The organism is Desulfomicrobium salsuginis, from assembly GCF_054657795.1.
Genome location: NZ_BAAHYA010000001.1, coordinates 1,355,115 through 1,381,683, shown reverse-complemented (window position 1 = coordinate 1,381,683; position 26,569 = coordinate 1,355,115). Strand labels below are relative to the sequence as shown.

20 protein-coding genes are annotated in these 26,569 nt (G+C 60.5%); 7 read left to right on the top strand and 13 right to left on the bottom strand.

Annotated features, from left to right (window positions below; all coding sequences use genetic code 11):
• The first annotated feature begins 349 nt into the window (after positions 1 to 349).
• Both ACYQ3G_RS06220 and ACYQ3G_RS06215 read left to right on the top strand, forming a co-directional pair.
• Positions 350 to 1,732, top strand: coding sequence for an ammonium transporter (locus tag ACYQ3G_RS06220; protein ID WP_459823764.1), 1,383 nt, complete (start codon positions 350 to 352; stop codon positions 1,730 to 1,732).
• 13 nt (positions 1,733 to 1,745) lie between these two features.
• Positions 1,746 to 2,087, top strand: a complete 342-nt coding sequence (locus tag ACYQ3G_RS06215; RefSeq protein ID WP_028576266.1) for a P-II family nitrogen regulator — start codon at positions 1,746 to 1,748, stop codon at positions 2,085 to 2,087.
• 52 nt (positions 2,088 to 2,139) lie between these two features.
• Here the strand turns inward: ACYQ3G_RS06215 and ACYQ3G_RS06210 are convergent, their stop codons facing one another.
• Both ACYQ3G_RS06210 and ACYQ3G_RS06205 read right to left on the bottom strand, forming a co-directional pair.
• Complete coding sequence (locus ACYQ3G_RS06210) at positions 2,140 to 3,438, bottom strand: radical SAM/SPASM family putative metalloenzyme maturase (RefSeq protein ID WP_459823761.1); 1,299 nt, start codon at positions 3,436 to 3,438, stop codon at positions 2,140 to 2,142.
• 57 nt (positions 3,439 to 3,495) lie between these two features.
• Positions 3,496 to 4,926, bottom strand: a complete 1,431-nt coding sequence (locus ACYQ3G_RS06205) for an aminotransferase-like domain-containing protein (RefSeq protein WP_459823758.1) — start codon at positions 4,924 to 4,926, stop codon at positions 3,496 to 3,498.
• A 676-nt stretch (positions 4,927 to 5,602) separates the two neighbouring features.
• Between ACYQ3G_RS06205 and ACYQ3G_RS06200 the strand changes: the two genes are divergently transcribed.
• The 3 genes from ACYQ3G_RS06200 to ACYQ3G_RS06190 are packed head-to-tail and all read left to right on the top strand — an operon-like array spanning position 5,603 to position 7,835.
• Entirely contained in the window at positions 5,603 to 6,325 is a 723-nt protein-coding gene (locus ACYQ3G_RS06200; RefSeq protein WP_459823756.1) for an AzlC family ABC transporter permease, read from the top strand.
• Positions 6,301 to 6,627: an AzlD domain-containing protein gene (locus tag ACYQ3G_RS06195; RefSeq protein WP_028576270.1), complete on the top strand. Its 327-nt coding sequence runs from the start codon at positions 6,301 to 6,303 to the stop codon at positions 6,625 to 6,627. The genes ACYQ3G_RS06200 and ACYQ3G_RS06195 overlap by 25 nt, the downstream gene beginning before the upstream one ends.
• 17 nt (positions 6,628 to 6,644) lie before the next feature.
• Positions 6,645 to 7,835 (top strand): aminotransferase-like domain-containing protein, encoded by a 1,191-nt coding sequence (locus ACYQ3G_RS06190; RefSeq protein ID WP_459823752.1) that lies wholly within the window; start codon positions 6,645 to 6,647, stop codon positions 7,833 to 7,835.
• Between the two features lie 158 nt (positions 7,836 to 7,993).
• Here the strand turns inward: ACYQ3G_RS06190 and ACYQ3G_RS06185 are convergent, their stop codons facing one another.
• The 8 genes from ACYQ3G_RS06185 to ACYQ3G_RS06150 all read right to left on the bottom strand — a co-directional run bounded on the left by ACYQ3G_RS06185 (position 7,994) and on the right by ACYQ3G_RS06150 (position 18,222).
• Complete coding sequence (locus tag ACYQ3G_RS06185; protein ID WP_459823750.1) at positions 7,994 to 10,132, bottom strand: lipase family protein; 2,139 nt, start codon at positions 10,130 to 10,132, stop codon at positions 7,994 to 7,996.
• 20 nt (positions 10,133 to 10,152) lie between these two features.
• Positions 10,153 to 11,091, bottom strand: coding sequence for a hypothetical protein (locus ACYQ3G_RS06180; protein WP_459823747.1), 939 nt, complete (start codon positions 11,089 to 11,091; stop codon positions 10,153 to 10,155).
• Between the two features lie 426 nt (positions 11,092 to 11,517).
• Positions 11,518 to 12,456 carry a hypothetical protein gene (locus ACYQ3G_RS06175; RefSeq protein ID WP_459823746.1) on the bottom strand — a complete coding sequence of 313 codons (939 nt, stop codon included), beginning with the start codon at positions 12,454 to 12,456 and terminating at the stop codon, positions 11,518 to 11,520.
• Positions 12,457 to 12,481: 25 nt separating this feature from the next.
• On the bottom strand, positions 12,482 to 12,862 hold the full coding sequence (locus ACYQ3G_RS06170) for a hypothetical protein (RefSeq protein WP_459823744.1): 381 nt from the start codon (positions 12,860 to 12,862) through the stop codon (positions 12,482 to 12,484).
• Positions 12,863 to 12,882: 20 nt separating this feature from the next.
• Positions 12,883 to 13,818: a hypothetical protein gene (locus ACYQ3G_RS06165; RefSeq protein ID WP_459823742.1), complete on the bottom strand. Its 936-nt coding sequence runs from the start codon at positions 13,816 to 13,818 to the stop codon at positions 12,883 to 12,885.
• A 731-nt stretch (positions 13,819 to 14,549) separates the two neighbouring features.
• The gene (locus ACYQ3G_RS06160) at positions 14,550 to 15,191 is read right to left on the bottom strand and encodes a hypothetical protein (RefSeq protein WP_459823739.1); all 642 of its coding nucleotides are present in this window, start codon (positions 15,189 to 15,191) and stop codon (positions 14,550 to 14,552) included.
• Positions 15,188 to 16,138, bottom strand: coding sequence for a DUF4123 domain-containing protein (locus tag ACYQ3G_RS06155; RefSeq protein ID WP_459823737.1), 951 nt, complete (start codon positions 16,136 to 16,138; stop codon positions 15,188 to 15,190). Before ACYQ3G_RS06155 ends, ACYQ3G_RS06160 begins: the two co-directional genes overlap by 4 nt.
• 2 nt (positions 16,139 to 16,140) lie before the next feature.
• Positions 16,141 to 18,222: a type VI secretion system Vgr family protein gene (locus tag ACYQ3G_RS06150; RefSeq protein ID WP_459823735.1), complete on the bottom strand. Its 2,082-nt coding sequence runs from the start codon at positions 18,220 to 18,222 to the stop codon at positions 16,141 to 16,143.
• A gap of 317 nt (positions 18,223 to 18,539) precedes the next feature.
• Here ACYQ3G_RS06150 and ACYQ3G_RS06145 point away from each other — a divergent pair, with 317 nt between their 5' ends.
• Positions 18,540 to 19,712: an efflux RND transporter periplasmic adaptor subunit gene (locus tag ACYQ3G_RS06145; RefSeq protein WP_459823732.1), complete on the top strand. Its 1,173-nt coding sequence runs from the start codon at positions 18,540 to 18,542 to the stop codon at positions 19,710 to 19,712.
• A 2-nt stretch (positions 19,713 to 19,714) separates the two neighbouring features.
• Positions 19,715 to 22,933, top strand: coding sequence for an efflux RND transporter permease subunit (locus ACYQ3G_RS06140; RefSeq protein WP_459823729.1), 3,219 nt, complete (start codon positions 19,715 to 19,717; stop codon positions 22,931 to 22,933).
• 95 nt (positions 22,934 to 23,028) lie between these two features.
• Here ACYQ3G_RS06140 and ACYQ3G_RS06135 read toward each other — a convergent pair whose 3' ends face one another.
• From ACYQ3G_RS06135 to ptrA, 3 genes are all read right to left on the bottom strand, one after another.
• Entirely contained in the window at positions 23,029 to 23,295 is a 267-nt protein-coding gene (locus tag ACYQ3G_RS06135; RefSeq protein ID WP_459823726.1) for a Txe/YoeB family addiction module toxin, read from the bottom strand.
• Positions 23,288 to 23,542 carry a type II toxin-antitoxin system Phd/YefM family antitoxin gene (locus ACYQ3G_RS06130; protein ID WP_459823723.1) on the bottom strand — a complete coding sequence of 85 codons (255 nt, stop codon included), beginning with the start codon at positions 23,540 to 23,542 and terminating at the stop codon, positions 23,288 to 23,290. Before ACYQ3G_RS06130 ends, ACYQ3G_RS06135 begins: the two co-directional genes overlap by 8 nt.
• Positions 23,543 to 23,641: 99 nt before the next feature.
• Positions 23,642 to 26,482, bottom strand: coding sequence for a pitrilysin (gene ptrA, locus ACYQ3G_RS06125; RefSeq protein WP_459823720.1), 2,841 nt, complete (start codon positions 26,480 to 26,482; stop codon positions 23,642 to 23,644).
• Positions 26,483 to 26,569: the final 87 nt, after the last annotated feature.

Here is a 26,569-nt window from a genome sequence, read left to right as displayed (position 1 = left end):
CAGAAAGAACGAGTCGGAAAGCTGGAAGATAATGACGAAAGGACAAGCCAAATGTGAACAATTATGTAATACAAAAATGAAAATTTAAATAACATTCTGATCTTATGTAAATAATTATTCTAGACGAAAATGACGTGGCCTAAAATCGCCCAAGAACGAGCCGACAATTACGAATTAAACATTATTGTGAATTACGACTGAATAAACTGGCAATTTCATCGAAAAAAATAACAAATACCGCAGACAAGACCGAGCCAGTGCAAAAAATATCCATAAAAACAAGGAGATAAAAACCTGGCATCCTCCGTGCTTTGTGTGGGTATCAACACTCACCACCACGGAGGACATCATGTACGCGGCAACCAGACAAACATCGACCCTGCTCAGACCAAAAGTCTGGGCTATGACCCTACTCCTGGCAACCATTACCCCGACCCTGGCATTCGCCGAAGGCGAGGCCCTGTCCCAGTCCAACGCAAACCTGCTGTGGACTCTGGTGGCGGCCATCCTGGTCATGTTCATGCAGGCCGGATTCGCGCTGGTGGAGATGGGCTTCGCACGCGCCAAGAACGCCGGCAACATCCTGATGAAGAACCTGCTCGACTTTGCGGCCGGGCAGCCCGCCTTCTTCCTGCTTGGTTTTGGCCTGATGTTCGGGCAGGACATCGGCGGCTTCATCGGATCGAGCGGATTCTTCCTGGCCGGCAACGACCCGACCAGCGACGCGGGGATGTGGAACCTGACCTTCTGGTTTTTCCAGTCCGTGTTCGCGGCCACATCGGCGACCATCATCTCCGGCGGCATCGCCGAGCGCACGAAATTTTCAGCCTACATCATCGTCAGCGTCGTGGTCTCGGCCGTCATCTACCCCATCTCGGGGCACTGGGCCTGGGGCTCCCTGTGGGGCGCGGGCGAGCTCGGCAAGGGCTGGCTTGAAACCATGGGCTTCATCGACTTCGCCGGCTCCACCGTGGTCCACTCGGTTGGCGGCTGGATGGCCCTGGCAGGCGCTCTGGTCCTCGGCCCGCGCATCGGCAAGTACTCCCCCGACGGCAAGGCCAAGGCCATCCCCGGCCACAACATCCCCATGGCCGGCCTGGGCGTGTTCATCCTCTGGTTCGGCTGGTTCGGCTTCAACCCCGGCAGCACCACGGCCGTCAACGGCGCCATCGGCTACATCGCGGTCAACACCAGCCTGGCCGGTTGCATGGGCACTCTAGGCGCCATGATCTACGCGTGGATCAAGCACGGCAAGCCTGACACCTCCATGGCCCTGAACGGCGCCCTGGCCGGGCTGGTGGCCATCACCGCCGGCTGCTACGAAGTCTCCCCCGTCGGATCGCTGGTCATCGGCTTCCTGGCTGGCATCCTGGTCGTCGTGTCCCTGGAATTCATCGACCAGGTCCTGAAGATCGACGACCCGGTCGGCGCATCGTCCGTGCACGGCGTGTGCGGCATGTTCGGCACGATCATGGTCGGCTTCTTCGCGGCCCCCGGCTACGGCTCAAGCATCGGCCTGCTCTACGGCGGCGGCACGGACCTCATCGTCACCCAGATCATCGGCGCGGCGGCGGTCTTCGCCTGGGCGTTCGGCGCAGGCCTGATCCTCTTCTACCTCCTGAAAGTGACCATCGGCATCCGCGTCACGCAGGAAGAGGAACTCAAAGGCCTGGATATCACCGAACACGGCATGGAATCCTACAACGGCTTCCAGATCTTCACCAACGAATAAGGGAGAAACGACCATGAAACTCGTCATCGCATACATCCGGCCCGAGTGCCTGAACGCGGTCAAGCAAGAGCTGTATTCCAGGAAGATCTACAACATGTCCGTGACCAACGTGCTCGGCAGCGGCCGCCAGAAGGGCTTCACCGAAACCTACCGCGGCGTGGTCATGGAAGTGAACCTGCTGAAGAAGGTCCGCCTGGAGATCGGCGTCAACGACGACTTCGCCGAACAGGCCGTGGAAGCCATCAACGCGGGCGCCCGCACCGGCAAGGAAGGGGACGGCGTGATCTTCGTCCTCGAATGCGGCGCCGCCATCCGCATCCGCACCCAGGAGACGGGCCCGGCCGCCATGGGCTAGATCACCATCCGGCATACCAATGAAAAAGGGGAGGCCCAAGACCTCCCCTTTTTCATTGCAGGCAGGCGAAGCCCCCGCCGGACCAGGGGCAGATGCCGCAGGGCACGGTCTGCCCGTAGCAATCCTTCTCGAACGGTCCCGGAAAGCCCTGCACGTGGTCGCACGGGGCCACGCTGCAATCGCCGCAGCGGGCAAATTCCTCTTTGCGGGCCTCGTCGCGAAAACGCGCGAACGCCTCCCCATTCCAAACCGCCACGGGGTCGTCCTGCGGGACCGATCCGAATCGGCGCTGCCGCACGCGGATCTCCTGTCCGGCGGGCCAGGCCGAATAGCTGTGCCAGAGAAAATAGCACGGAGCCAGGGCCCCGTCGCAGGCCACGAACATGCTCGGCTCGCTGACGAAGGGACACTCGCGCGGCTCGCGGGCCGCAATCTCCGGCAGATCCAGACGCACGCCCCTCTCCCGGGCCACCTCGGCTGCGCGGGCAAAGGATGCACGCACCCGCTCCATCCTGTCGAAATCAACGCGCATGACATTGGGCAGACTGAACTGCAGCCCCCGGCGCAGGGCTTCCTCCTTCATGGCCAGGATGATGTCCACCTGGCGCTGCTGCTGCGGCGTGCGGAAGACGGCATAGAAGGCCTGGTACGAATGCGAGACGTCAAGCCCTTCGGCATCGAAGGTTTTTTCCCATTCGCGGTAAAAATCCAGGCACCGCTGGGAAACGGAAACGTAAAGGCTCTGGTCCGCATCGGCCGCGTTGTAGGGCAGGACATGGGAGACGATGACAAATTCGGCAGCGCGATCGGCGCACCAGGCCACCATGTCCGGCAGCGCCGCATGGGTCTGGGCGTTGACCACGGTCTGGGCGCCCAGGGACAGGGGGCGGGAGCCCGGACGCACGGCGGCTTCGTGCATCATGTCGAAAGCGCGGGCCACGCGGCCAAGCTCCGAACCGGCCCTGAAGCGCCCGAGTTCGTCAGGGTCCGGCGAGTCCACGGAAAAGCAGATGCGGTCGAGTCCTGCGCCCATGAGTCGGTCGGCCAGAAGCGGCGTCAGCAGCATCCCGTTGGACTGGAATCCAATGGAACAATCCTGCGGCACCCTGGCCCTGGCGAAGGCGATGAACGACGCCAGTTCCGGGTGGAGCATGGATTCGCCCACGCCGTTCAGGTTCAGTGTATCGAGATGCGGAAAAACCGGGGTCAGGGCCGCGAAAGCCCGACGATCCATGAGGGCGTCGGCGCACTCCCAGCCGGTGGAGTGCTTGACGCACATGGCGCAGCGCAAATTGCACAGGGTGGCAAGCTCCACGTAGAGCTTGCGGGGGGCGGATAACGTCGGTTGCATGGGAGCTTCATTGAACACCGCCGGGGCAGCGTCAATAGCCCAAAATGACACAGAGGCTCACGCGCCGCCGGACACCATCCCATGCACCAGCCCTCCAAGCCGCTCGATCCCGCGGGCCACCTCCTCGGACCACGGGTTGCCGCAGTTGAGGCGCACGTGGCCGGCGAAGCGGTCCTGGGTGGCGAAGATGGTGCCCGGCGCGATGCCGATGCCCTCCTCCCGGGCCCGGTACATGAGTTCGACGGAGTCCACGCCGCGCGGCAACTCGACCCACAGCACGCCGCCGCCCTCGGGCCTGGCCACGCGGGTGCCTTCAGGGAAGGTGCGGCCCACGTGCAGCTGCATGGCCTGGGTCTGCTCGCGCAGGGTCCGGCGCAAGGCGCGCAGGTGGCGGTCGTAGCGACCCTCGCGCAGGTAGGCGGCCACGGTCTCCTGGGTCACGGTGGCCGAGCAGACGTTGGTCGTGGCCTTGACCTCGTAGGCCTCGCGGTAGAAGCGGCCGGGCATGATCCAGCCGATGCGGTAGCCCGGGCACAGCGTCTTGGAAAAGGACGAGCACAGGACCACGAGCCCGTCCTGGTCGTACATCTTGAAAACCGAGGGGCGGGTCGGCCCGAAGTGCAGGTCCCCGGCCACGTCGTCCTCGATGAGGGGAATGCCGCGAGCCGCCAGGAGCCTGACAATCTCGGCCTTGGCATCGTCGGGGGTCAGGGAACCGTCGGGGTTGTTGAAATTGGGCGTGAAGATGCAGGCCCGGATGTCGAAGCGCCCCAGGGCCCGCTCCACGTCGGCGGGCTGCACGCCGTGGCGGGGGTGCGACGGGATCTCGATGGAACGCACGCCCTGGTTCTCCAGGAGCTGCTGGAAGCAGAAGTAGGACGGAGCCTGGATGAGCACGTTGTCGCCGGGCCGGACCAGGCTGCGCACGGCCACATGCAGGGCCTCCAGGGCGCCGCAGGTGATGATGATCTCCTCGGGCCGCACGTCCAGGCCGGCCTGGGCCGCGCGCAGGGACAGCTGGCGGCGCAGCTCCGGGCTGCCCTCCACGGGCAGGTAGGCCACCTGCCGCTTGGGATCCTCCCGCGACAGCCGCGCCGCGACCTTGGCCAACTCGCGGTACGGCAGCAACTCCTCGGACGGGCAGTTGATGCCCAGGGGCAGAAGTTCCCGGTCGCCCACGGTCTCCAGCACCGAGGATATGAGCTCGCTGCGGTTGATGGTGTGGGGCCGCAGCACGGGCCGCGGCGGCCGCGGGGTGGGGGGAAGCTCCTGCACGTCGCGGCGCACGAAGAACCCGGACCGCGGCCGCGACTCGATGACCCCCTTGCGCTCCAGCTCGGCGTAGGCCTGCAGCACCGTGCTGACGGCCACCCGGCTGCGCAGGCTGACATGACGCAACGAGGGCAGCCGCGCCCCCGGCCCGAGGGTGCCCGAGGCGATCTGCTGCATGAGGTTCTGTTCGATCTGACGGTACCTGAAATCTTCCATGGCCGTGTCCTCGTGAGTGACTCGCTTTCTGCCTCCGACGAGGCCGTCTTTCAGCGCAGTGTCCGAATCTTTGGAATAGAAAATCGTTGACGAGATTCAATCAAAGGCATGGATTCCCGCCTTCGCGGGAATGACACCGATTCAGTGCCTTAAGCCACCCCCTGAGCGGAAAAAATACAACATGGCGCCCTGCTTGGACGTCATTCCCGCGAAGGCGGGAATCCATGGCCCTTGCCATCCAGCCGACATCAGGAGCCACGGTCATTCCCGCGAAGGCGGGAATCCATGCCTTTCCATCTTCCCTTCCACCCACCTTGCCGCAGGGTTTGGCTGGTGTCGGGGGCGGCGGCCCGTCGGCTGTCCGACCGAGCCAGGCATCGTTTGACGAACCATTGCTCACCGGACGAAGCTCCGGCGCGTGGACGTGCACGCAATGGTTCGTCTCTACGAGGCCGGCGAGGGAGTTCCGACGGGCCGCCGCCCCCGACACCAGCCAAACCCCCGCTCGATCCCGCGCCCAAGCGCCTCTTCTCTTCATCTCATCTATCCGCTTCTTCGCTTCCCTGCACGTCTCTCAGCCGATCCACCCCCAATCTGTTATGGTCGAAATTTATGCAAACTGTATCTGTACCGCAAACAGTTTTTGGCTAGGTTGGAGCCAAGAGGATAATCGATTATGAACAGCGCCACCCTTTCCACCACCGAACCCGCCGAATCCCCCCTGGCTTCGGCCTTCCGGCAGGCCCTGCCCATCATCCTGGGCTACGTGCCCGTGGGCTTCGCCTACGGCGTGCTGGCCCAGAAATCCGGCCTCTCGGGTCTGAACACCATTCTCATGAGCGTCCTGGTCTTCGCCGGCTCGGCCCAGCTCATCGCCGTAGGCCTCTTCGCCTCAGGCGCCGCGCCCCTGGCCGTGGTGGCCACGACCTTCGTCGTCAACCTGCGCCACCTGCTCATGTCCGCGGCCCTGGCCCCGTTCCTGCGCGCCTGGAGCAAGACCCGCCTGGCCCTCTTCGCCTACCAGATGACGGACGAGACCTTCGCCCTGCACGCGAACCGCTTCGCCAAGGGCGAGACCGGACCGGCCGAAACGTACGGCATCAACGTCATCGCCCAGAGCGCCTGGGTTGGCGGCACGGTCCTGGGGCTGGCGGCCAGCACCCTCATCACCGACATCCGGCCCATCGGCCTGGACTACGCCCTGCCGGCCATGTTCATCGCACTGCTGCTGGGTCAGCTCAAATCCCGGCAGCACCTCCTCGTGGCCACGGCCGCCGGCCTCCTGTCCACGGCCCTCATGTTCGCGGGCCTCGGCCAGAGCCACGTCCTGGCCGCAACCATCATCGCCGCAACCATCGGCCTCGGAGCGCACGCATGGACCAGCAGACGATCCTCCTGACCATCCTCGGCATGATGGCCGTGACCTACATCCCCCGCGCCCTGCCCGTCCTGGCCCTGGCGCGGCGGACCCTGCCGGAGCCCGTCATCCGCTGGCTGGGGTTCATCCCCGTGGCGGTCCTTTCGGCCATGCTGCTGCCCTCGCTGGTGGCCCCGGAAAAAATCCTTGATTTTTCCTTCCGGAACATCTTCCTGTGGGCGGCGATCCCGACCTTCCTCGTCTGCTGGAAGACCAAGAGCTTCGTCGGCGCCGTGGTCACGGGCATGGGCTGCGTGGCCCTGGGCCGACTCTTTTTTACCTGAACCCACAAGGAGCCCACATGAGCTTCCGTTTCACCAACCGCATCCAGAACACCCCGAAATCGTTCATCCGCGAAATCCTGAAAGTCACCCAGGACCCGAGCATCATCTCATTCGCCGGCGGCCTGCCGAACCCGAGCCTCTTCCCCATCGAGGCCCTGCAGGAAGCGGCCCGCGAAACCCTGGCCACGGCCGGGGCGCGCGCCCTGCAGTACTCCACCACCGAAGGCCACGCCGAGCTGCGGGCCTGGATCGCGGCCCGCTACGAGCGTCGGGGCGTGACCGTGCATCCGGACCAGGTGCTCATTACCACAGGCTCCCAGCAGTGTCTGGACCTCCTGGGCAAGCTCTTCATCGAGAACGGCGACGAGGTCATCCTGGAGCGCCCGAGCTACCTGGGCACCATCCAGGCCTTCACCATGTTCGAGCCGCGCTTCGTGACCGTGGACCTGGAGGAGGACGGCCCCAACCTGGAGCAGGCCGAAAGGCTGCTGGCCACGGGCCGCCCCAAGCTCTTCTACGCCGTGCCCAACTTCCAGAACCCCTCGGGGCTGACCTATTCCAAGGCCAAGCGCGAGGCTCTGGGCGCGCTGCTGCGCAAATACCCCGAGACCATCTTCATCGAGGACGACCCCTACGGCGAACTGCGCTTCTCGGGCGAACACCACAAGCCGCTCTACGCCTACACCGAGGGCCGCAGCATCATGCTCGGCTCCTTCTCCAAGATCACGGTGCCGGGTTTCCGCCTGGGCTGGATGGTCGCGCCGCCCGAGATCATCCGTTTGGCGGTCAAGGCCAAGCAGGCCGCGGACCTGCACTCCTCGACCTTCAACCAGTTCATCATCAGCGAATACCTCAAGCGCCACTCCATCGACGACCATATCGCCAAGATCACGGAGCGCTACGGCGCCCAGGCCAAGGCCATGGTCGCGGCCCTGGAGCGCGAGGCCCCGGCCGGAGTGTCCTTCACCCGGCCCGAAGGCGGCATGTTCTCCTGGGTCACCCTGCCGGCCGGCAAAGGCTCGTGCATGGACCTCTTCAACCTGGCCATAGAGCAGAAGGTGGCCTTCGTGCCGGGCATGCCCTTCTACACCGACGGCACCGGCCAAGACACCCTGCGCCTGAACTTCTCCAATGCCTCCGAGGCGACCATCGATGAAGGCATCACCCGCCTTTGCCGGTGCATGAAGGATTTCCTGAACGCCTCCTAGGACGCCTGCCCTGCCACGCAAAACAGGCCCCGGACCAGAATTTGGACCGGGGCCTGTTTTTTTCCCATAGCTCTTCAGGCTTCAAGGCGGTTACGAGATTTCGTCAATACTGATGACGCAACCTCCTCGTTTCCAAGGCACACGCCACGCTGCGTCCACTATGCAAATTCTGAATATTCCTGCGCCACGCATTGCCGCATGAATTCATCGGCCATATACTGAGTCCCCTTCGATTCCGCCTCATATGCTGCCTGAAGGAATCCGGGGGACAGCCCTTCCTTCATCTCCATTACCCTTGAAACCTCCAGCGAGGTCTCAAAACGCCGAGCATGGCAGGATTTGGATGCTTTCTCCCTTCTTTCAGCGTCCAGTTCCTGCCGGGCCATTTCGCCCAGTTGGACAGTGTCGCGGCAGAACCGTACGACTTCATCCTCCAGCGTCTCCAGGCTAACAAGCTCCGAAACATGCCGGTCAAGCAGCTCGGCCAGGGTTACGGGCCGCATGTAGGCAAGCAGTTCCTGATTGAAGTCGTCATTCCGGTCCAATCTGTCGGCAGGGATGTGACGCGACAGCAATGGACGTCCCGAACGGGCGTATTCGTAACGCTGTCGCAGCTCCTGCTGCAGAAAGGGGATATGTTCGCTGGCCATGAAATGAAAACGAATGCCGGATAGGTCTTTGAAGCCGCTCATCGGACTAAGGGTTTTTCGCATCTCTTGCTGGAAGAGTTCGGAGAAGCTGTTTTCCGTAGTCCAGTATCCCGTGCTCTCCGCCGGTCCCCACGGGGCGTTGTCGCCTTTGTAGCGACGTTTGCGCTCGATGGCGCTCTCCACTTGATGCAGTCCGTAATCGCCGATCCACAAGGATGTTTTCGATTCGAACTTCGCGAGGGTCATCTGTTGCAGATGCCCAAAATGGTGATAACCGAGGGACGCCGGAGGGACGGCGGGTATGATGTCATTGCGATACACATGGCGCAAGTGCGGCACCAGGTGGTTCCAGTGCCTGGCAAACTCGATGTCGCCGACGCGAGGGCTGGCGTATGTGTAGAGAGTGACGGGGTTGTCCTTGAATCTCACGTAGATTGCACAAGTCAGAAGCGTGGCCATAGCCCCACCAAGGCTGTGACCGGTAACGAAGATCCTTTTGGACTCGTCTCCTGAATTTTTACGGTGCTTTTTGCAATAGTCCTCAACAACCGGCCACAGATATTCGAAGGCTTGTAAAAACCCATGATGCGCCGAACCAGCGCTCGCAAGCGCTTCCGGACAGGGTTGTCTGATAAATTTGCTGTTCAGAACCATGTCGTGGCTGATCAACCCCTCGGTTCCACGCACGGCAATGAGGATGGTGTCCCTGTTGGTAGCAATGAAGGCTTGGCTGTCCGTAGGATTTTTACTTTTTAATTTGGGTCCGATGAATTGCATGTCATGGTAGTGCCAGGAATAGGGCATCTCGTGCAGCACCATGTCCATCCTGTCCGCGTTCACCCTGTACGGCCTGACGCGCTGGGTGCGGAGATTATCCAGGGTGTACAGGATCGTGTGGTCATAGGGAGCCCTCTCGCCGTTCGGCAGCCCTGATTTGCTTCTGGTGTCGGGCTCCGCATAGGCCAGAGCGGAGAACGCCCCCAGGTTGTTCGCGGTGATGCTGTCCCAGTCATCGGCAGCGCCGACCCGGGAGGTGACCAGGGCGGGGATCCAGCAGAAAAGCGGGGCGAGTTCCAGCAAATAGCTCGTCTGCAGGTTGCTGCATTTTAGGCAACGGCGCTCCTGTTCGGTCAAGAGAAAGCGCATGGCGCAGTGCTGCTTGGGTCTGGTTTCCTCCATTCTATCCTCGATCCGCTCCATCCTGCGGGGCAGGTTGAGGGCGCCGTGGCTGACGCGGTGGTAGTTCCAGCCGGAGCGAGAATCCTCGGGCAACGTCTGTTCGTTCGGGCGCAGACCATTGCCGGCCGATGCCTTGAGGGCTTTGTGTGCGATGATATCCGCCGCCAGGGTCAACTGGTCCCATTCCTCATCGCCGGGGTAACCGTGCGGTCTGTCCCGCGGAAGGGGTTTGAACTCCAAGTATGCCCACCCCCGGTCCATTCGGCACAGGTCAAGGGTAGAGGCACCCTTGGCATAGACATACTCACCAAGAGGCAAGCCATCTGCATCATAAGCCACGATCCGCAGATCCCCGACCTCTTCGCCAGTCTCGGGATGAACAAGATCGGTGATGGGGGTGTTTTCGAAATCTACGATCTTAAGCCGTAGGCAACGCCTTTGAAAACATCGTATCGGGACAATCTGCATGGTGCATCCTCCTCACCCGCTTATTGTTGAAGAAACTCCGGCAATTCCCACACCTCTTCCGAAGCAAGATACGTCAGCTGATCTGGAACAAGGGATTTTGATTTTTTGACATCGTGTTTAAGTCCAGGCTTGCCAAAGGATATGATACTGTACGCATCAAAATTCTCAACAACCCAATGCTTGTCAGTGCTTAATGTAGCTGTAATTTTGTATATTCTTCCTGATGAACGAAATATTCTTTTTGTGCAAGAAACTCCTCTTTCTTTATTTGTGTCAAAAAAGTTTTTACGGAAATATGTAATTACATTTCCAGAAAGTGAAATATTTATCTTTCCATTTTTTTCTAGTTTCAATCCTGTATATGCTGTTGCAGACATATGCGCATGTCCACTTGAGTTAGGATTTTTGCAATCATACGAATAACTTTTTTCAATATATTCCCTGTCTGGATATATTTTTTTATAATGGTATTCAGAAACATCACAGACAAGAAACGACTCGTTTTGCCCATCTTCAAGTTTTTTCTGCTTGGCCTGATTGTCGGAATTGGACTTTTTTTCCTCAAAAAGATAGGCATATGCCAATTCATAATGGCTTGTTTTTTCTTCATTGGCATGCACACCGATGCTCAACGGACCTCGCTCCCAAGTACAGAATGGGTGCCATACCTTGGTAGGAATGTGAGAAACCCATTCCCCTGGTTTTTTTTCCACGTTTCGAAATGATGTCCCGAAAGTCGTGCCCTCGAATCTTCCCGAACCGAAGCTCAACTGCCTGCACATAAAGGAATTGCTGTACCAGGACGCACCTGCATACATCTTGCCCTTCATCTCATCAGGCACGTTGTAGTGCAGAGTGAACATGCCATCGTCGCGCAGCACGATCAGTTGGGTGTCGAACAGGAAGGCCAGCCAAAGCAATGTGAGGATCAGAAGAATTATCCGGACCGGTTTTTTCATCATGCAGTTCCCGCCATAAGTTTCGTCATATTATTGCGCCGGATTTCCACCAAAACCCCTCCAACAGGCCCCTGCGCGTTCTCGTAACTCCCTTTTGGCAAGAGACTTGTCGTGTCTCGGAAACTTTGTTGGCGGCAAGGATGCGTGAACCGGAATGAATGAGAGGCTTAAACTCCAAGTATGCCCACCCCCGGTCCATCCGACACAGGTCGATGGCTTGAGAACCCTTGGCATAGACATGCTCGCCAAGAGGCTCGCCAGCAGCGTCGTAAGCCACGATCTGCAGGTCTCCGACCTCTTCACCGGTCTCGGGATGGACTAGGTCGGTGATGGGCGTGTTTTCGAAATCAACAATCTTGAGCCGAAGGCAACGCCTTTTAAAACATCGTATCGGGACAATCTGCATGGCGTATCCTCCTCACCCGCTTAGTGTTTAAGAAAATCCGGCAATTCCCACACGTCATCAGAAGCAAGATATGCTAGTTGTTCTGGAGTAATTTGAATTAATGTTTGATTTTTTTCTCTTAATTTAGTATTAACTTCTGTTAATATGTACGCATCAGGTATTTTTTTTATCTTCCAAAATAGATTTTTTGACAAAGTTGAGTCAATGAAAACTATTTCATTATCTTTAAAAGTTATATCTTTATTGAGAGACTTAGTGAATACTTTACTATTATCGTAATAGTTCTTTGTTATATACAATATTTTATTTTCAGATAAATTAATATTTATCTTACCAAAATCTTTTAGATTAAAACCAACCGATGGAATTGCAGACATATGAGTAGCTCCTCGAGAATTTGGATTTTTGCACTTATAAGATCGCTTTTTTTCAATATATTTTCTGTCTGGATATATTTTTTTATAGTCAGACTCAGAAACATCACAGACTAGAAACGACTCGTTCACACCATCTTCGATTTGTTTATGATTTGCTGGGATTTCGGAGTCGGATTTTTTTTCATCAAAAAGATAGGCATACGCCAAATCATAAAATTGCGTCCTTTCTTCATTGGCATCCATGCCTATAGTCAACCGCCCGAGTTCCCAAGTACAGAAGGGGTGCCATACCTTGGTAGGAATGTGAGAAACCCATTCCCCGGGCTTTTCTTCCAGATTATCGAATGCATCTCCGTATTCCGTGCCCTCGAACCTTCCCGAACCGAAGCTCAGGTGCCGACACATGAAGGAGTCGCTGTACCATGACGCACCTGTGTACATTTTACCCTTCATCTCGTCGGGCACGTTGTAGTGCAGAGTGAACATGCCGTCGTCGCGCAGCACGATCAGTTGGGTGTCGAACAGGAAGGCCAGCCAAAGCAATGTGAGGATCAGAAGAATTATCCGGATCGGTTTTTTCATCATGCAGTTCCCGCCATAAGTTTCGTCATATTATTGCGCCGGATTTCCACCAAATCCCCTCCAACAGGCCCCTGCGCGTTCTCGTAACTCTCTTTTGGCAAGAGACTTGTCGTGTCTCGGAAACTTTGTTGGCGGCAAGGATGCGTGAACCGAAATGAATGAGAGGCTTAAACTCCAAGTATGCCCACCCCCGGTCCATCCGACACAGGTCGATGGCTTGAGAACCCTTGGCATAGACATGCTCGCCAAGAGGCTCACCAGCAGCGTCGTAAGCCACGATCTGCAGATCTCCGACCTCTTCACCGGTCTCGGGATGGACTAGGTCGGTGATGGGCGTGTTTTCGAAATCAACAATCCTGAGCCGCAGGCAGCGTCTTTCAAAACATCGAATTGGGGCAATCTGCATGATACATCCTCCTCATCCATTCACTGTTGAAGAAAATCCGGCAACGCCCACACGTCGTCAGAGGCAAGATAGCTTAGTTGTCCTGGAGTTATTGTGACCGATGTTTGATTTTTTTCCTTTAACCAAGTATTAACCAAGATTAATACGTATAAATCATCTATTTTCTTTATCTTCCAAAAGAGATGTTCTTTTGATGATGTATCAATATATATTATTTCGTCATCTTTGAAATTTATATTCTTATTATAAGACTTAATAAATGATTTATTATTTTCATAGTAATTTCTTGTAATGTATAAAATTTTATTTCTGGAAAAATTAATATTAATTTTTCCAGAGTCGCTTAAATATAAAGCAACGTATGGAGTTGCAGACACATGAGTTAATCCTTGTGATTTTGGATTATTACATTCATATGATCGCCTTTTTTCGACATATTTTTTGTCAGGAAATATCTTTTCAGAATCGAACTCGGAAATATCACAAACAAGAAACGCCTCGTTTTTTCCATTTTGGAAGTTTTTTTGCTCGGAAGAATTATCTGAATCAATTTTATTCTCAAGAAGATAGGCATATGCCAACTCATAATGCCTTGTTTTCTCTTCATTGGCATGCACCCCTATAGTCAACGGACCAAGCTCCCAACTACAGAAGGGGTGCCATACCTTGGTTGGAATGCGAGAAACCCACACCCCTGGTTTTTCTTCCACGTTTCTAAATGACGTGCCGAAAGTCGTGCCTTCGAACCTTCCCGAACCGAAGCTCAGGTGTCGGCACATGAAGGAGTCGCTGTACCATGACGCACCTGTGTACATTTTACCCTTCATCTCATCAGGCACGTTGTAGTGCAGAGTGAACATGCCGTCGTCGCGCAGCACGATCAGTTGGGTGTCGAACAGGAAGGCCAGCCAAAGCAATGTGAGGATCAGAAGAATTATCCGGATCGGCTTTTTCATCATGCAGTTCCCGCCATAAGTTTCGTCATATTATTGCGCCGGATTTCCACCAAAACCCCTCCAACAGGCCCCTGCGCGTTCTCGTAACTCCCTTTTGGTAAGAGGCTTGTCGTGTCTCGGAAACTTTGTTGGCGGCAAGGATGCGTGAACCGGAATGAATGAGAGGCTTAAACTCCAAGTATGCCCACCCCCGGTCCATTCGGCACAGGTCAAGGGTAGAGGCACCCTTGGCATAGACATGCTCACCAAGAGGCAAGCCATCTGCATCATAAGCCACGACCCGCAGATCCCCGACCTCTTCGCCAGTCTCGGGATGAACAAGCTCGGTGATGGGCGTGTTTTCGAAATCGACGATCTTAAGCCGAAGACAGCGCCTTTTAAAACATCGTATCGGGACAATCTGCATGATACATCCTCCTCACCCGCTTACTGTTGAAGAAAATCCGGCAATTCCCACGCATCTTCCGAGGCAAGATAGGTCAGCTGCTCCTGAGTCAATTCGGCTGTTATTTTGAATTCAGGATCATTCTGTCCTAGATTTCCAGCTGACATCAAAAAATCTCCATTATTTTTTAATACTCTCCAGTATTTTCCGTTACAAAATGTGTTTACGTCATAAATTGTTCCATTATTATATTTAATAGTCTTATCTACTGATCTTATTACTTCTTTATATTTGTTAATAATATATCTTGTGAAGTAAATAGTCTTATCTTTTGAAAAATTAATTATTATACTTCCGGAATTAATTCGATAAAAACCGACAGAAGGAATTTCTGATATGTATTTTGCGCCACTGGAATTTGGATTCTTGCAACGGTATGAATTTTTTTGCGAATATAGTTTTTTTCTGGATAGTCTTGATATATTCTTTTATAATCAAATTCAGAAATATCGCAGACAAGAAAAGATTCGTTCTGACTGTCTTCGAATTTTTCCTGCTCGGCGGCATTTTCGGAATCCGACTTTTTCTCCTCAAAAAGATAGGCATACGCCAAATCATAAAATTGCGTCCTTTCTTCATTGGCATCCATGCCTATGGTCATCCGACCGAGTTCCCAAGTACAGAAGGGGTGCCATACCTTGGTAGGAATGTGAGAAACCCATTTCCCGGGCTTTTCTTCCACGTTATCGAATGCATCTCCGTATTCCGTACCCTCGAACCTTCCCGAACCGAAGCTCAGGTGTCGACACATGAAGGAGTCGCTGTACCATGACGCACCTGTGTACATTTTACCCTTCATCTCGTCGGGCACATTGTAGTGCAGGGTGAACATGCCGTCGTCGCGCAGCACGATCAGTTGAGTGTCGAACAGGAAGGACAGGAGAAGGAGCCCAAGCACCGTCAGGCAGACCCTGGTTCGCGTGATCATCGTGATTCCCCCTTCAGTTGAACCAGCATGCGCAGTTGATCGAGGGCCGCGACGGGGTCCTGCGAGGCGTCCCGCATGGCGTCCCTGACAGCGCGGTCGTTCTGGGCGCCGAAGGGCATGGTCAGACACAGGCGCAGGAAGATGAATATGTGCGTTTCATCGGCAAGACCGTACCTCATGGCCGCATCCACATATTCGCCGACCGCCGTTTGCAGCGAGCCATAATGCTCCGCCGCCAGTGCTGCCGTAACGGGCGCTTGTTCCTTGAGATCCTGGGAAAGGTTGTAGATGAGAGCGGCCCGGTTTTCCTGCACCATGCCTCCCAGATGCTCCTCCCGCACTTCCCACCAGGGCCATCCCTTGGCCGGCCGGTATAAGTCCGCCAACTCGCGCTCCGTGCGCCCGGACAGGACCGGGCTCGGGACATCCAGCCACGCCCGCTCCCCGTCATGATTGCGGATGGGGATGAACAGACGCGCGGCAGGCCCGAGAAACCAGCCCAGTTCCTGGTCGCTGAAGGCCGGGAGCATCTTCTCCAACCCACCTGGGTCCTGAAATCTGAAGAACGATTTCTTGCCCGAAGGCAGAAGGACTTCGCACAGGCTCCGCCAGTGGCCGCAATGCGTCTGCTCGCTTGCCGCCGTGACGGCAAAAAATCCCCAGGCCGAATGCTCGGCAAGGAGATGGGTCTCGAGTCTGGAACCCGCCCCAATCCGGCTCAGGCAAGGCATCGCAGCCCAAAGCGATGCGTACGGCGTATCTTTCAACACGGGGTGAAAGGCGTCGGCACCCTTCCAGGAAAAATAGTCCTCAAGCATCTGCGGGGTCGAATCGATGGCGACAATGGCGTCAATGTGCAGGCCGCGTTGCCGGGCGTCGGCGAACGCGACGGCAAGGTCGGACGACGCGAGTTTGCGGAAATTGCAGAGACCGTTCTTGTCCGGCATGGTCATTTCTCCTTCTGGGACGTCGCGCATGCGGTACACAAAGGCATGCACGTCCGGCTGGACTCTGACGAAGCATCCGTCAGGCCTAGAAGATCATCCTCGCCGAGGCGCGAAACCTCCTCGATTTCAGGGAGACGCGCATCCCCTGGCAGCAAGGGCCTCGCTCCGGAACCTAATCCCGGACTGCCTCCGGAATTGAGTCTGATCTTCGCCCCGTTGATGGTCACGCCCGACGGGTCGATCTTGATGAAGCTGCCGCCGGCCATGATGGTCAGTTCCGTGCCGGCTTCGAGGACCGTCTTGTTGTCGGATCTGAGGTGCGTTTCGGCCCCTGTCCGGACCAGCCATTTTTCGGTTATCGTGCGATGGCTGTTGCCCCTGACCGTCAGGTGGTCGTCCGACAGCAGTTCGACCTTGCGGTCCTTGTGCACGGTCTGGTGATCCTCGCCATTGACGAGCGAGTAGGAGAAATTGTCGATGGTGCGGTGCTGGTCGTGCAGGATGTGCTCCTTCCAGTCGTTCTTGACGTGGACGTTCACGTCCTTTTCCGCATGGGCGTAGATTTCCTCCTGGCCCTTTTTGTCCTCGATGCGCAGTTCGTTGAAGCCGCGTGGTTCGCCCTCCGCTCCAGGCGTGGACATGGACTTGAAGACCGTGCGCGTCTTGTTTGCGGGCAGGGGGTACGGTACCGGGTTGCGGGAGTTGTAGACCCGGCCGGTGATGACGGGCCTGTCCGGGTCGCCCTCCAGGAAGGTGACCAGCACTTCCTGGCCGACGCGGGGGACGGCCATGGTGCCGAACTGACCTCCGGCCCAGCCCTGGGATACGCGGATCCAGCAGGTGGTGTTCTCGTCGCGTCTGCCCAAACGGTCCCAGTGGAACTGCACCTTCGCCCGGCCGTACTGGTCCGGGAAGATCTCCTCGCCCTCGGGCCCGGTCACGATGGCCGTCTGCACTCCGTAGATGGGTTTCCTGGGATGGTCCGAGGCAGGGATGAACCGGGTCGTGTTCCGGATGGCCCGCACGCTTGCTGAGTACGTCATGCCCCGGTCCGGGGCCTCGTGCTCCAGGACCTGGGGCTGTTCGCCCCGGTGCTCCACGCGGACCACCCACCATTTCGCATTGAATTCCGAACGGCGGTGTTCGAAAAGTTCGAACACGTATCCCGGCGTCATCCGGGAGACATCCGTCGTGATGTCGACCCAGGCGCTCATGCTGAAGGTGCGCATGAGTTCGAGATCGACATAGCGTTTGCCGTCCTCCTGCAGCTGGTACAGATGCGGGTAACGGTACCGCTCGAGGTTCATGCCCACAGGGACGGGCACCTTGGCCGGATCGGTCTCGGAAAGACTGACCTGCAGATCCAGACGCGTCTTCTCGAAGTTCCATTCCCTGAAGGTGAAGGAGTCGCTGCGGATGGCTTGCCCCATTTCGATGCTGCGCACGGTGGCCGTGTCCGTCTCGGTCCCGGCGCCGGGATGGAAGCGCAGCAGGCTTTCCCCTTCGATCCGGGGGCCGTCAGGCATGTCCGAGAAGCAGAGCACATGACGGTCCCTGAAATGTTCGAAGTAGAAGTAGAGGCCTTCTTCCTCGCACAGGCGGGAGATGAAATGCAGGTGCGTTTCCCCATACTGCACGCAGTACTCGCGCGGCGCGTAGTCGAAGAAGCACTTGAAGGCGTAGGAGTCGCCCGTGAAGTTCTGCTCCCTGAGGATATGCTCGATGATCCGGGTCACGCTCATGTTCTGGAATATCCGGTGATCCGTGACCTGATTCAGGAAATGGAGCCGAGGGACGAGCAGGCAGCGGTAGTGGGTGCGCTGGTTGGAGGTGTGCAGCTGCATGAAGCGCCGGATGACGCCGTGCACATGCCGCACGCCGCCGCTTTTGTCCCGGATGGACAGGCAGGCAGTCTGGCCCAGGATCGCGGCGAAATCCAGGTTATCCAGATCATGGACGAGTTCGATCTCGAACTCGTAGGGGCGATGCGCTTCCTCAAAGCCGGAGAAGGCATAGACCCTGAAGCCGCTTGCGGCCGGAGTCTTGAACGTGAACCACGGGCTGTCTGCTGCCGGATGCCTCATTGAACCTCCCAGTGCCGTGCGCGGCACGAGTCTTCAGCCCACTGTGCATGCATCGCAACGTCATGGAAATTCGGGGACATGCGTACGCTGTGCGGGAGGAATCTGGAGACAAGGAATCAGCGACAGGCCGGAACCTTTACGGCATAGGCGCCCGGAGGACGCGTTCGCCAAACGTGCGCATGGCCAGGACGCGAACAGGTGCGGGGCAATTTCCGATAAGCGCGGTCGAGATGGGAATGCCGGCGAAACGTGTTTGAATTCCGCGTCCTGCAGGGTATACATGCAGGACGACACCTTTTCATCCTGGGGAGCCCGTCATGCATCCTTACGTCCGTCCACTTCTGGTCCTGGCCACCCTGCTGCTCGCCGCCTGCAGCCAGGAAGCCCCCAAGCAGCCCGAACTCCGCGACATCAAGGCCGGCACTCTGCGCCTGGCCCTGACCGATGCCCGGGAGTGCGTCAGCCTCCCCGGCCAGGTCCAGTCGCGCAACAGCGTCACCCTGGCCAGCAAGCTGAGTGGCACCGTGGTCGAGGTCCTGGCCCGGGAAGGCGACGCCCTGCAGGCGGGCCAGCCCATCCTGCGCATCGACGACGCGGAGTTGCGCCAGCGGGAACAGAGCGTGCGCTCCTCGGCCGGACAGGCCGGACTGGAGGCCAAGGCCCTGGCCGCGCGCAAGGCCCAGGCCAAGGCCAGCCTGGACCGCCTGCAGAAGCTCCTGGACCAGAGCGCCGTGAGCCGCGACGACGTGGACCGCGCCCGGGCCGAGTACGAAGCCTTGTCCAACCAGGAGAAGGCCATGGCCGCCCAGTCTTCCGCGTCGGGTTTCCAGGGCGCCGAGATCCGAGAACTCATGCGCTACAGCACCGTGACCTCGCCCCTGAACGGTGTGTTGAGCAGGCGTCACGCGGACCTGGGCGCCTTCGTGCAGGCCGGGGCGCCCCTGGCCGAAGTCGACGACCTGACGAGCGGCTTCGAGCTCACGGCCCAGGCCGACGAGACGCTCCTGGGTCGCGTCGAAACGGGCATGACCGTGGTCGCCCTCATCCCGGCCCTGTCCCCCGCACCCTTCCTGACCACCCTTTCTGCCGTGATCGGCCAGGTCGACCCCGGCAGCCGTTCCTTCCGCGTCAAGGCGGCCCTCAAATCCGCCCCGCGGCCCGGCATGTTCGGCAAGATCTGCGTGCCCGTGGCCGAAGGGCCCAAGCTCCTGGTGCCGGGGTCCTGCATCCGGCGGCGCGGCGAGCTGACCACGGCCCTCATCGTGGACGGGGATTCCGTGCTGCGCCTGCGCCTGGTCAAGACCGGCGGGGTCTACCAGAAGGCCGACATCGAGGGGCAGACCTTCATTCTCCAGACCGGCACGGACCGGCCCGGAGCGATGCCGGCAGGGGGTCTGGTGGAGGTGCTCTCGGGCCTGGCCCCCGGCGACGAGGTGGTCACGGACGCGCCGGACGTGGCGCGCGAAGGCGACCACCTGGTGCGGGGCTGACCATGTCCCACAACCACGACCTCCTGACGCGTCTCACGGCCGGCTTCGTCGACTCCAAGCTCGTACCGCTCATCGTCGCCTTCTCCATTTTCCTGGGCGTCTTCGCCGTGCTGCGCACCCCGAGCGAGGAGGAGCCGCAGATCATCGTGCCCATGATCGACATCATGGTGCGGATGCCCGGCGCCATGCCCGAGGAGATCGAGAAGCGCGTCGTCGGGCCCATGGAAAAGCTGCTGTGGGAGATTCCGGGCGTGGAGTACGTCTATTCGACCTGCATGGACGGCGAGGCCCTGACGATCGTGCGCTTTTTGGTCGGCGAGGATGTGGAGAAGAGCCTCATCAAGGCTTACAGCAAGCTGTACCAGCACCTGGACTGGATTCCGCCGGGCTGTTCCCAGCCGATTTTGAAGCCCCGCTCCATCGACGACGTGCCCGTCCTGGCCGTGGCCTTCATCGGCGAGGCCCACGACGGCCGCGCCCTGCGCATGGTCGCGGCCGAGGCGGCCGAAAGCCTGCGGGCCCTGCCGGGCGTGTCGGAAGTGACGGTCACGGGCGGCCGCAAACGCACCCTGACAGTGGATGTCAGCCCCGAGCGCCTGCGCGCCCTGAACTTGGACAGCGTGGACGTGGCCGGGGCCATCGCGGGCCAGAACCAGGCCGACCAGAGCGGCCTGGTGACCCGTGCCGGGGCGTCGAGCCTGGTGCGTCTGGACAACTCCCTGCGCACGCCCGCCGACGTGGCCGCCACGGTCGTGGCCGTGCGCGACGGCCGGCCCGTGACCCTGGGCAGCGTGGCCGAGGTGCGCGACGCCACGGCCGAACCCGAGGACTACGTGCTCTTCGCGCCGGGCCCGCGGGCCGAGGCCAAGGGCATCCGGGCGGAAGCGGGACGGCTTCAGCCCGCCGTGACCCTGACCGTGGCCAAGCGTCCGGGCATCAACGCCACGGACCTGTGCCGCAAGGCCATGCAGACCATCGAGAGCCTGCGCGGCACGGTCATCCCGGACGACATCCAGGCCGTAATCGTGCGCGACTACGGCGAGACGGCCAAGCACAAGTCCGACGAACTGCTCCTGCACCTGGCCATCGCGGCCCTGTCCGTGGGCGCCATCGTGGCGTATTTCCTGGGGTACCGGGCCAGCGCCGTGGTCATGGTCGCCGTGCCCGTGACCCTGGCCGTGACGCTCGCCACCTACTGGCTCATGGGCTACACCCTGAACCGCGTCACCCTCTTCGCCCTCATCTTCTGCATCGGCATCCTCGTGGACGACCCCATCGTCGACGTGGAGAACATCGTGCGCCACGTGCGCCTGCCCGGCTCGGCCGGCCGCCCCTTCACCCAGGTCATCATCGAGGCCGTGAGCGAGGTCCGCGCGCCCCTGGTCCTGGCCACTTTCACGGTCATCGCGGCCATCATGCCCATGGCCTTCGTCGGCGGCCTCATGGGACCGTACATGCGGCCCATGCCGGTCGGCGCGAGCATGGCCATGCTCCTGTCCATGGCCGTGGCCTTCGTCATCACGCCCTGGCTGGCCCGACGGGTGCTGAAGCCCTCGGACAGCCACGAACCCGAAATCCACGACGACCCCTTCACCCGCGGCTACATCTGGCTCATGCGCCACCTCATCGAGCGCCCGGCCTTCCGCTGGACCTTCCTGGCCGTCGTGGCCGGTCTGCTGGCCCTGGCCGTGGCCCTCTTCCCGCTGAAGGCCGTGCTCGTGAAGATGCTGCCCTTCGACAACAAGAGCGAGTTCGAGATCGTCGTGGACATGCCCGACGGCACGAGCCTCGAATCCACGGCCGCGGCGGCCGAGGCCCTGTCGCGCCGCATTCTGGAACAGCCCGAGGTCACGGACGTGCAACTCTACGTCGGCACGGCCTCGCCCTTCTCCTTCAACGGTCTGGTCCGCCACTACTACCTGCGGCAAGGGCCGAACGTGGCCCAGATCCAGGTCAACCTGGTGGGCCGCGGCGACCGGGACGCGTCGAGCCACGAGATCGCCGGCCGCGTGCGCGGGCTCGTCACGCCCGTGGCCAAGGCGCACGGGGCGCGCATCAAGGTGGTGGAGGTGCCGCCCGGCCCGCCCGTGCTGCAGACCCTGGTGGCCGAAATCTACGGGCCCACGCCCGAGAGCAGGCTGGCCGTGGCCCGGCAGGTCAAGGATATTTTCACGGAAACGCCGAGCGTGGTGGATGTGGATTGGTTCGTGAACGACCCGCGCCCCGAGACGCGCGTGCGCCTGGACCCGGACAAGGCCCTGCAGAGCGGCGTCAGCCCCGACCGGGCGCGGCAGGTCCTGGCCGCGTCGGTGGCGGGCACGCAGGCCGGCATCCTGCACGACCCGACGGCCCGCGAGGACGTGCCCATCGTGGTCCGCCTGCCCCTGGCCAGACGCTCAAGCCCCGCCGACCTGGAAACCCTGCCCGTGCGCGGCGGAGACGGCATGGTCTCCCTGGGGCAGGTCGCGGCCTTGAGCGAAGCCGTGACACCCGGCTTCATCTACCACAAGAACATGCTGCCCGTGGTCTACGTCACGGCCGACATGGCCGGCGACGAGGAAAGCCCGGTCTACGGCATGGCCCGCGTGGACAAGGCCCTGGACGAGCTTGCGGCGACGGGACGGGGTGCTTGGCAGGCCGGCGACACGCGGGTGCTCAGGCGCCTCTACACCGCCGGGCCCGACACGACCCACGACATCGCCATGAAGTGGGACGGCGAGTGGCAGATCACCTACGAGGTCTTCCGGGACATGGGCGTGGCCTTCGCCGTGGTTTTGGTCCTCATCGCCATCCTGGTGGTCGGCTGGTTCGGGTCCTACACCACGCCGCTGGCCATCATGATTCCCATCCCGCTCTCGCTCATCGGCATCATCCCGGCCCACGCCGTTTCCGGCGCCTTCTTCACGGCCACGTCCATGATCGGCTTCATCGCCGGCGCGGGCATCGTGGTGCGCAACTCCATCATCCTGGTGGACTTCATCGTCATGCGCCGCGAACAGGGCGAGACCCTGGAGGACGCCGTGGTCGAGGCCGGGGCCGTACGCTTCCGGCCCATGGTCCTGACGGCCCTGTCCGTGGTGGCCGGGGCCTTCGTCATCCTCTTCGACCCCATCTTCCAGGGCCTGGCCATTTCGCTGCTGGCCGGGGAAGTGGCGGCGACCCTCTTCTCGCGCATGGTCGTGCCGGTGATGTACTATCTGGATCAGCGCAGGGGGGTGTGAGAAAAGAACGGCATGGCCCTTGTGGGGGGCATGCCGCCTGGGCATTCCTTCGAGGAAGAACGGGGCCGAGCACGCAAGAGGTACAGGAAAGGACGTCAGCGCCCGTAATGATAGCGGCAGGCGATGACGAAGAGATCATCCCCGTCCACGCAGTACACCAGCCGATTGGCCTGGTCGATGCGGCGGGACCAGAACCCGGCCAGGTTTTCCTTGAGGGGTTCGGGCTTGCCGATGCCGTCGAAGGGTTCGCGCATGCAGTCCCTGATCAGCGCGTTCACCCGCTTGAGGGCCTTGCGGTCCTGCTGCTGCCAGAACTGGTAGTCTTCCCAGGCGGCCAGGGTCCAGACCAGGCGCCTAGGCATCGGTCAGGCCGTGCTCAACGACCTTGCCCTGCCGGTACTCCTCGATGGACCTGGCCAGATGCGCGGCATTGGCCGGAGAACTGAGCAGATGCACGGTCTCCATGAGGCTGTTGAAGGTGCTGAGCGACATGACCACCGCGTCCGGGGCGTCCCGCCGGGAAATGACCGCGTAATCGGCATCCTCGACCACCTGGTCGATGACCGCCTTCAAGCTGTTCCGCGCCTCGGAAAAATTGACGACCCGCATGACGCCCTCCTTTTGTACGATTTATTGTACAAATATATGTCTCATCAAGCTCCTTGGCAAGATGCCCCCCCCTCAAGGCAACGACTCGCCCCCCCCTCTCTACAGCCCCCGGTAGCGCTGCACGCCCATGACCTGGTGGAAATCTTCGAATCGCTGAGTCTGCACCGCCCCCTTCTTGTCAGCCCAGCCCAGATCCCTGAAGCGCGAGCCCTGGATCTGGACGAGGACGCGCGTGCCGCCGGGACCCAGAACCAGAGTCTCATAGGCGCGGACCACCTCCCGCAGCTTCGCCTTCTCCACGGCCGCGACCAGCCGCTCCAAACCGTCGAAGGCAGCGTTGCCCAGGCGCAGGTCCGTCTCGTACCAGCCGAACTCCTCGTCCAGGGTGTCCGGGGTCTTGGTCAGCGAGGCCAGCACGCCCTGGCGCACGCTCTCGAACTCTTCGTCCGTCACGCCGCGCAGCTGCGACAGGGCCTTGAAGTAGAACGACTCGAAGCGGTCCGCCAGGTCGGCTGTGCCCGCCACCGGGCTCTGCACCCCAAAGCCGATGCCCGCCCCGTGGGCGAACATGACCGGGAAGCTCGTGGCCACGTAGCCGAGCTGCTCCTCGGTCCGCAGCCGGCTGTAGAAGCGCGTGGACAGCAGGCCCTCCAGCAGGAGCATGCGCGCCCTGGATTCGGGGCCAACGGCCGGGTCCAAAAACATTTCGACCAGGGCGCTGTCCTCCAGCACGCTGTCCCGGCGGTAGTCGGCCACGACACCCCGCACGGGCAGGATGCGCGCGGCCTCGACCGGCTTGCCGGCCTCAGGCCCGATGAATGGCGCGACGGAATCCGCCACCGCCAGCACATCATCCTGCGTGACGTTGCCGAAACCGAAGACCGTGAAGCGCAGGTCGCGGCGCATGGCGGCCATGTAGGCCTTCAGGCCGTCCAGGGTCACGCCCCTGGTCGCCTCCTCCACGGCCCGGTGGTCCCAGGACGGGACCTTGAGCAGGCCGCGCATGGCCCCCATGGCCTGGCCGAAGAGCCCCTGCTTCTCCATGTTGGCCAGGCTTCTGAGCTGCTCGGCCCTGGCCAGTTCAAAATCCTCGGCCGTGACGTCCTGCTCCAGGAAACCGAGCACGCGGGGCAGCAGGTCGGCCTGGTGCTGGCTGAAGCCGTCGATGCGGATCAGGACGCCCTCGTCGCCGGAAACCGAAAGGTTCAGTCCCGCTTCCTGGGCCTGATAGCGAAGGCCGGCCTGCCTTTGGTCCCAGAGCTCCAGGAGCACGCCCTGCATGGCCGTCTGCTCCAGGGTCCCGGCGATGTGCGCCGACTGCAGCCTGGTCATGAGGATGGCCCGGGGCTCGCGCCGGAACTGCGACTGGCCCTGCCAGACCGTCAATCCTGGCCGGTCGGCCAGCTTGCGGGGACCTTTGCCGCCATCGCGGTGCACAAGGGAGAAATCGTCGGGAACGAAGGGATTGAGGTCCGGCAGGGCCAGCTTCATGCCCTGCCCCAGCTCCGCCCAACGCGCCGTGTCGGCCGCGGCGACGGGGCGCACGCTGTAGGGTGTCTGATAGAAGAAGGCCTCGCGGTCCGTCGGCTGGTCCGGCCCTACGTGGAAAATGCGGGCATTGGCCGGCGTGAGCATCCCCACCAGCTCCCTGACCGCCGCGGCGTCATAGGAATCCAGCCGGTAGGGACCGTAATTGACGTCCTCCACCGGGTGGCGGAGCATGGTCCCCGCGGCCTCGGCCACGTAGTCGAAGCCGCTCGTCAGGGGCGCGAAGCGGAACTCCATGGACATCATGTTCCCAAGCTGGTCGACGTACTCCTGTCCGATGCCCCTGGACCGCAGCATGTCGAGATAGGCGAAAACCGTGGCCAGGATCTCGTCGCGCCGCCGGTCGCCCTCCTCCGTCAGCTGCAGAAAGAGGGACATGGTCACGCCATTGCGCAGGGACGTCGTGTCCCCGCCGGCGGAAAGCCCCAGGACGAGGCCGCGGCCGCGCAGGTTCGCCACCAGGGAATTGTCCGTCTCGGTGCCGAGAACAGCGGCCGCAACCTGCAGGGGCTTGGTGGACGGGTCGTCGAACTTTTTGGGGAGCACGAACTCGATGGTCATGCTGCGGGTCTCGCGCACGGGGCGCACGCCGAAGATCACGCCGCGCTCGGCGTCCGTGACCGGCGGGACCGACGGCTCACGCACCTGCGCCCCCCGGTCGGGGATGACGGCCAGCTCGGCCCGGGCCAGACGCTCCAGCGCGTCCAGGCTCTGGGGCCCGTAGAGCACGCCTTTCATCAGGTTGGCTGAATACCAGGTGTGGTGGAAACGGACCAGTTCGTCGTGCAGACGGCTGCCCGGCTTGTCCGACAGGGTTTCGAGATTGCCGCCCGTGAAGCGCGTGGCCGGATGGGCCGGGTTGAGGGTCGAGAGGGTCAGCATGGCGATTCGCCGGCCGTCGCTGTGCTTCTTGGACTCCATCTCGGCGTTGACGGCGCTGCGCTCCTTGTCGGCGTAGACCGGGTCGAGCAGGGGCCGGGCCAGGGTGTCGGCCATGCGGCGCAGGGCCTCGGGAAAGGCCGGCGTGTCGACTTCCATCATGTAGGTCGTGGAGGTGTAGCCCGTGGCCGCGTTGGTCTGGCCGCCGTTTCTGGTGATGAAGGACTGGTACTCCTCGGCCCCGGGATAGGACTCGGAGCCCAGGAAGAGCATGTGCTCAAGGTAGTGGGCCAGGCCAGGCTGGGAGTCGGGGTCGTCGAGGCTGCCCACGGGCAGGGCCAGGGCGGCGGCGGCCTTGGAGGCGCGCTCGTCGTGGACCAGCAGGACCGTGAGGCCCGAGTCCAGGGTCAGGGCGCGGTAGGCGCGGTAATCTGTGTCGGAGACGCGCACCTGGGCCGCCAGGGCCTGGGTCGCGACGAGCAGAAAGAGCATGACGAAGCGGAATATGCGCATGGCTGCACCTCGGGTGGTCGTGTGGAAAACGGGCGTCGCCGCCTCGCGCGACGAGTCCGGACGACGAAAGGTTAGGGTATAACCGTT

What these genes read in the sequence shown, in the direction of transcription:
- ACYQ3G_RS06220 (WP_459823764.1), top strand. Translation starts at nt 350, where the DNA reads ATGTACGCGGCAACCAGACAAACATCGACCCTGCTCAGACCAAAAGTC.
- ACYQ3G_RS06215 (WP_028576266.1), top strand. Translation starts at nt 1,746, where the DNA reads ATGAAACTCGTCATCGCATACATCCGGCCCGAGTGCCTGAACGCGGTC.
- ACYQ3G_RS06210 (WP_459823761.1), bottom strand. Translation starts at nt 3,438, where the DNA reads ATGCAACCGACGTTATCCGCCCCCCGCAAGCTCTACGTGGAGCTTGCC.
- ACYQ3G_RS06205 (WP_459823758.1), bottom strand. Translation starts at nt 4,926, where the DNA reads ATGGAAGATTTCAGGTACCGTCAGATCGAACAGAACCTCATGCAGCAG.
- ACYQ3G_RS06200 (WP_459823756.1), top strand. Translation starts at nt 5,603, where the DNA reads ATGAACAGCGCCACCCTTTCCACCACCGAACCCGCCGAATCCCCCCTG.
- ACYQ3G_RS06195 (WP_028576270.1), top strand. Translation starts at nt 6,301, where the DNA reads ATGGACCAGCAGACGATCCTCCTGACCATCCTCGGCATGATGGCCGTG.
- ACYQ3G_RS06190 (WP_459823752.1), top strand. Translation starts at nt 6,645, where the DNA reads ATGAGCTTCCGTTTCACCAACCGCATCCAGAACACCCCGAAATCGTTC.
- ACYQ3G_RS06185 (WP_459823750.1), bottom strand. Translation starts at nt 10,132, where the DNA reads ATGCAGATTGTCCCGATACGATGTTTTCAAAGGCGTTGCCTACGGCTT.
- ACYQ3G_RS06180 (WP_459823747.1), bottom strand. Translation starts at nt 11,091, where the DNA reads ATGAAAAAACCGGTCCGGATAATTCTTCTGATCCTCACATTGCTTTGG.
- ACYQ3G_RS06175 (WP_459823746.1), bottom strand. Translation starts at nt 12,456, where the DNA reads ATGAAAAAACCGATCCGGATAATTCTTCTGATCCTCACATTGCTTTGG.
- ACYQ3G_RS06170 (WP_459823744.1), bottom strand. Translation starts at nt 12,862, where the DNA reads ATGCAGATTGCCCCAATTCGATGTTTTGAAAGACGCTGCCTGCGGCTC.
- ACYQ3G_RS06165 (WP_459823742.1), bottom strand. Translation starts at nt 13,818, where the DNA reads ATGAAAAAGCCGATCCGGATAATTCTTCTGATCCTCACATTGCTTTGG.
- ACYQ3G_RS06160 (WP_459823739.1), bottom strand. Translation starts at nt 15,191, where the DNA reads ATGATCACGCGAACCAGGGTCTGCCTGACGGTGCTTGGGCTCCTTCTC.
- ACYQ3G_RS06155 (WP_459823737.1), bottom strand. Translation starts at nt 16,138, where the DNA reads ATGCCGGACAAGAACGGTCTCTGCAATTTCCGCAAACTCGCGTCGTCC.
- ACYQ3G_RS06150 (WP_459823735.1), bottom strand. Translation starts at nt 18,222, where the DNA reads ATGAGGCATCCGGCAGCAGACAGCCCGTGGTTCACGTTCAAGACTCCG.
- ACYQ3G_RS06145 (WP_459823732.1), top strand. Translation starts at nt 18,540, where the DNA reads ATGCATCCTTACGTCCGTCCACTTCTGGTCCTGGCCACCCTGCTGCTC.
- ACYQ3G_RS06140 (WP_459823729.1), top strand. Translation starts at nt 19,715, where the DNA reads ATGTCCCACAACCACGACCTCCTGACGCGTCTCACGGCCGGCTTCGTC.
- ACYQ3G_RS06135 (WP_459823726.1), bottom strand. Translation starts at nt 23,295, where the DNA reads ATGCCTAGGCGCCTGGTCTGGACCCTGGCCGCCTGGGAAGACTACCAG.
- ACYQ3G_RS06130 (WP_459823723.1), bottom strand. Translation starts at nt 23,542, where the DNA reads ATGCGGGTCGTCAATTTTTCCGAGGCGCGGAACAGCTTGAAGGCGGTC.
- ptrA (WP_459823720.1), bottom strand. Translation starts at nt 26,482, where the DNA reads ATGCGCATATTCCGCTTCGTCATGCTCTTTCTGCTCGTCGCGACCCAG.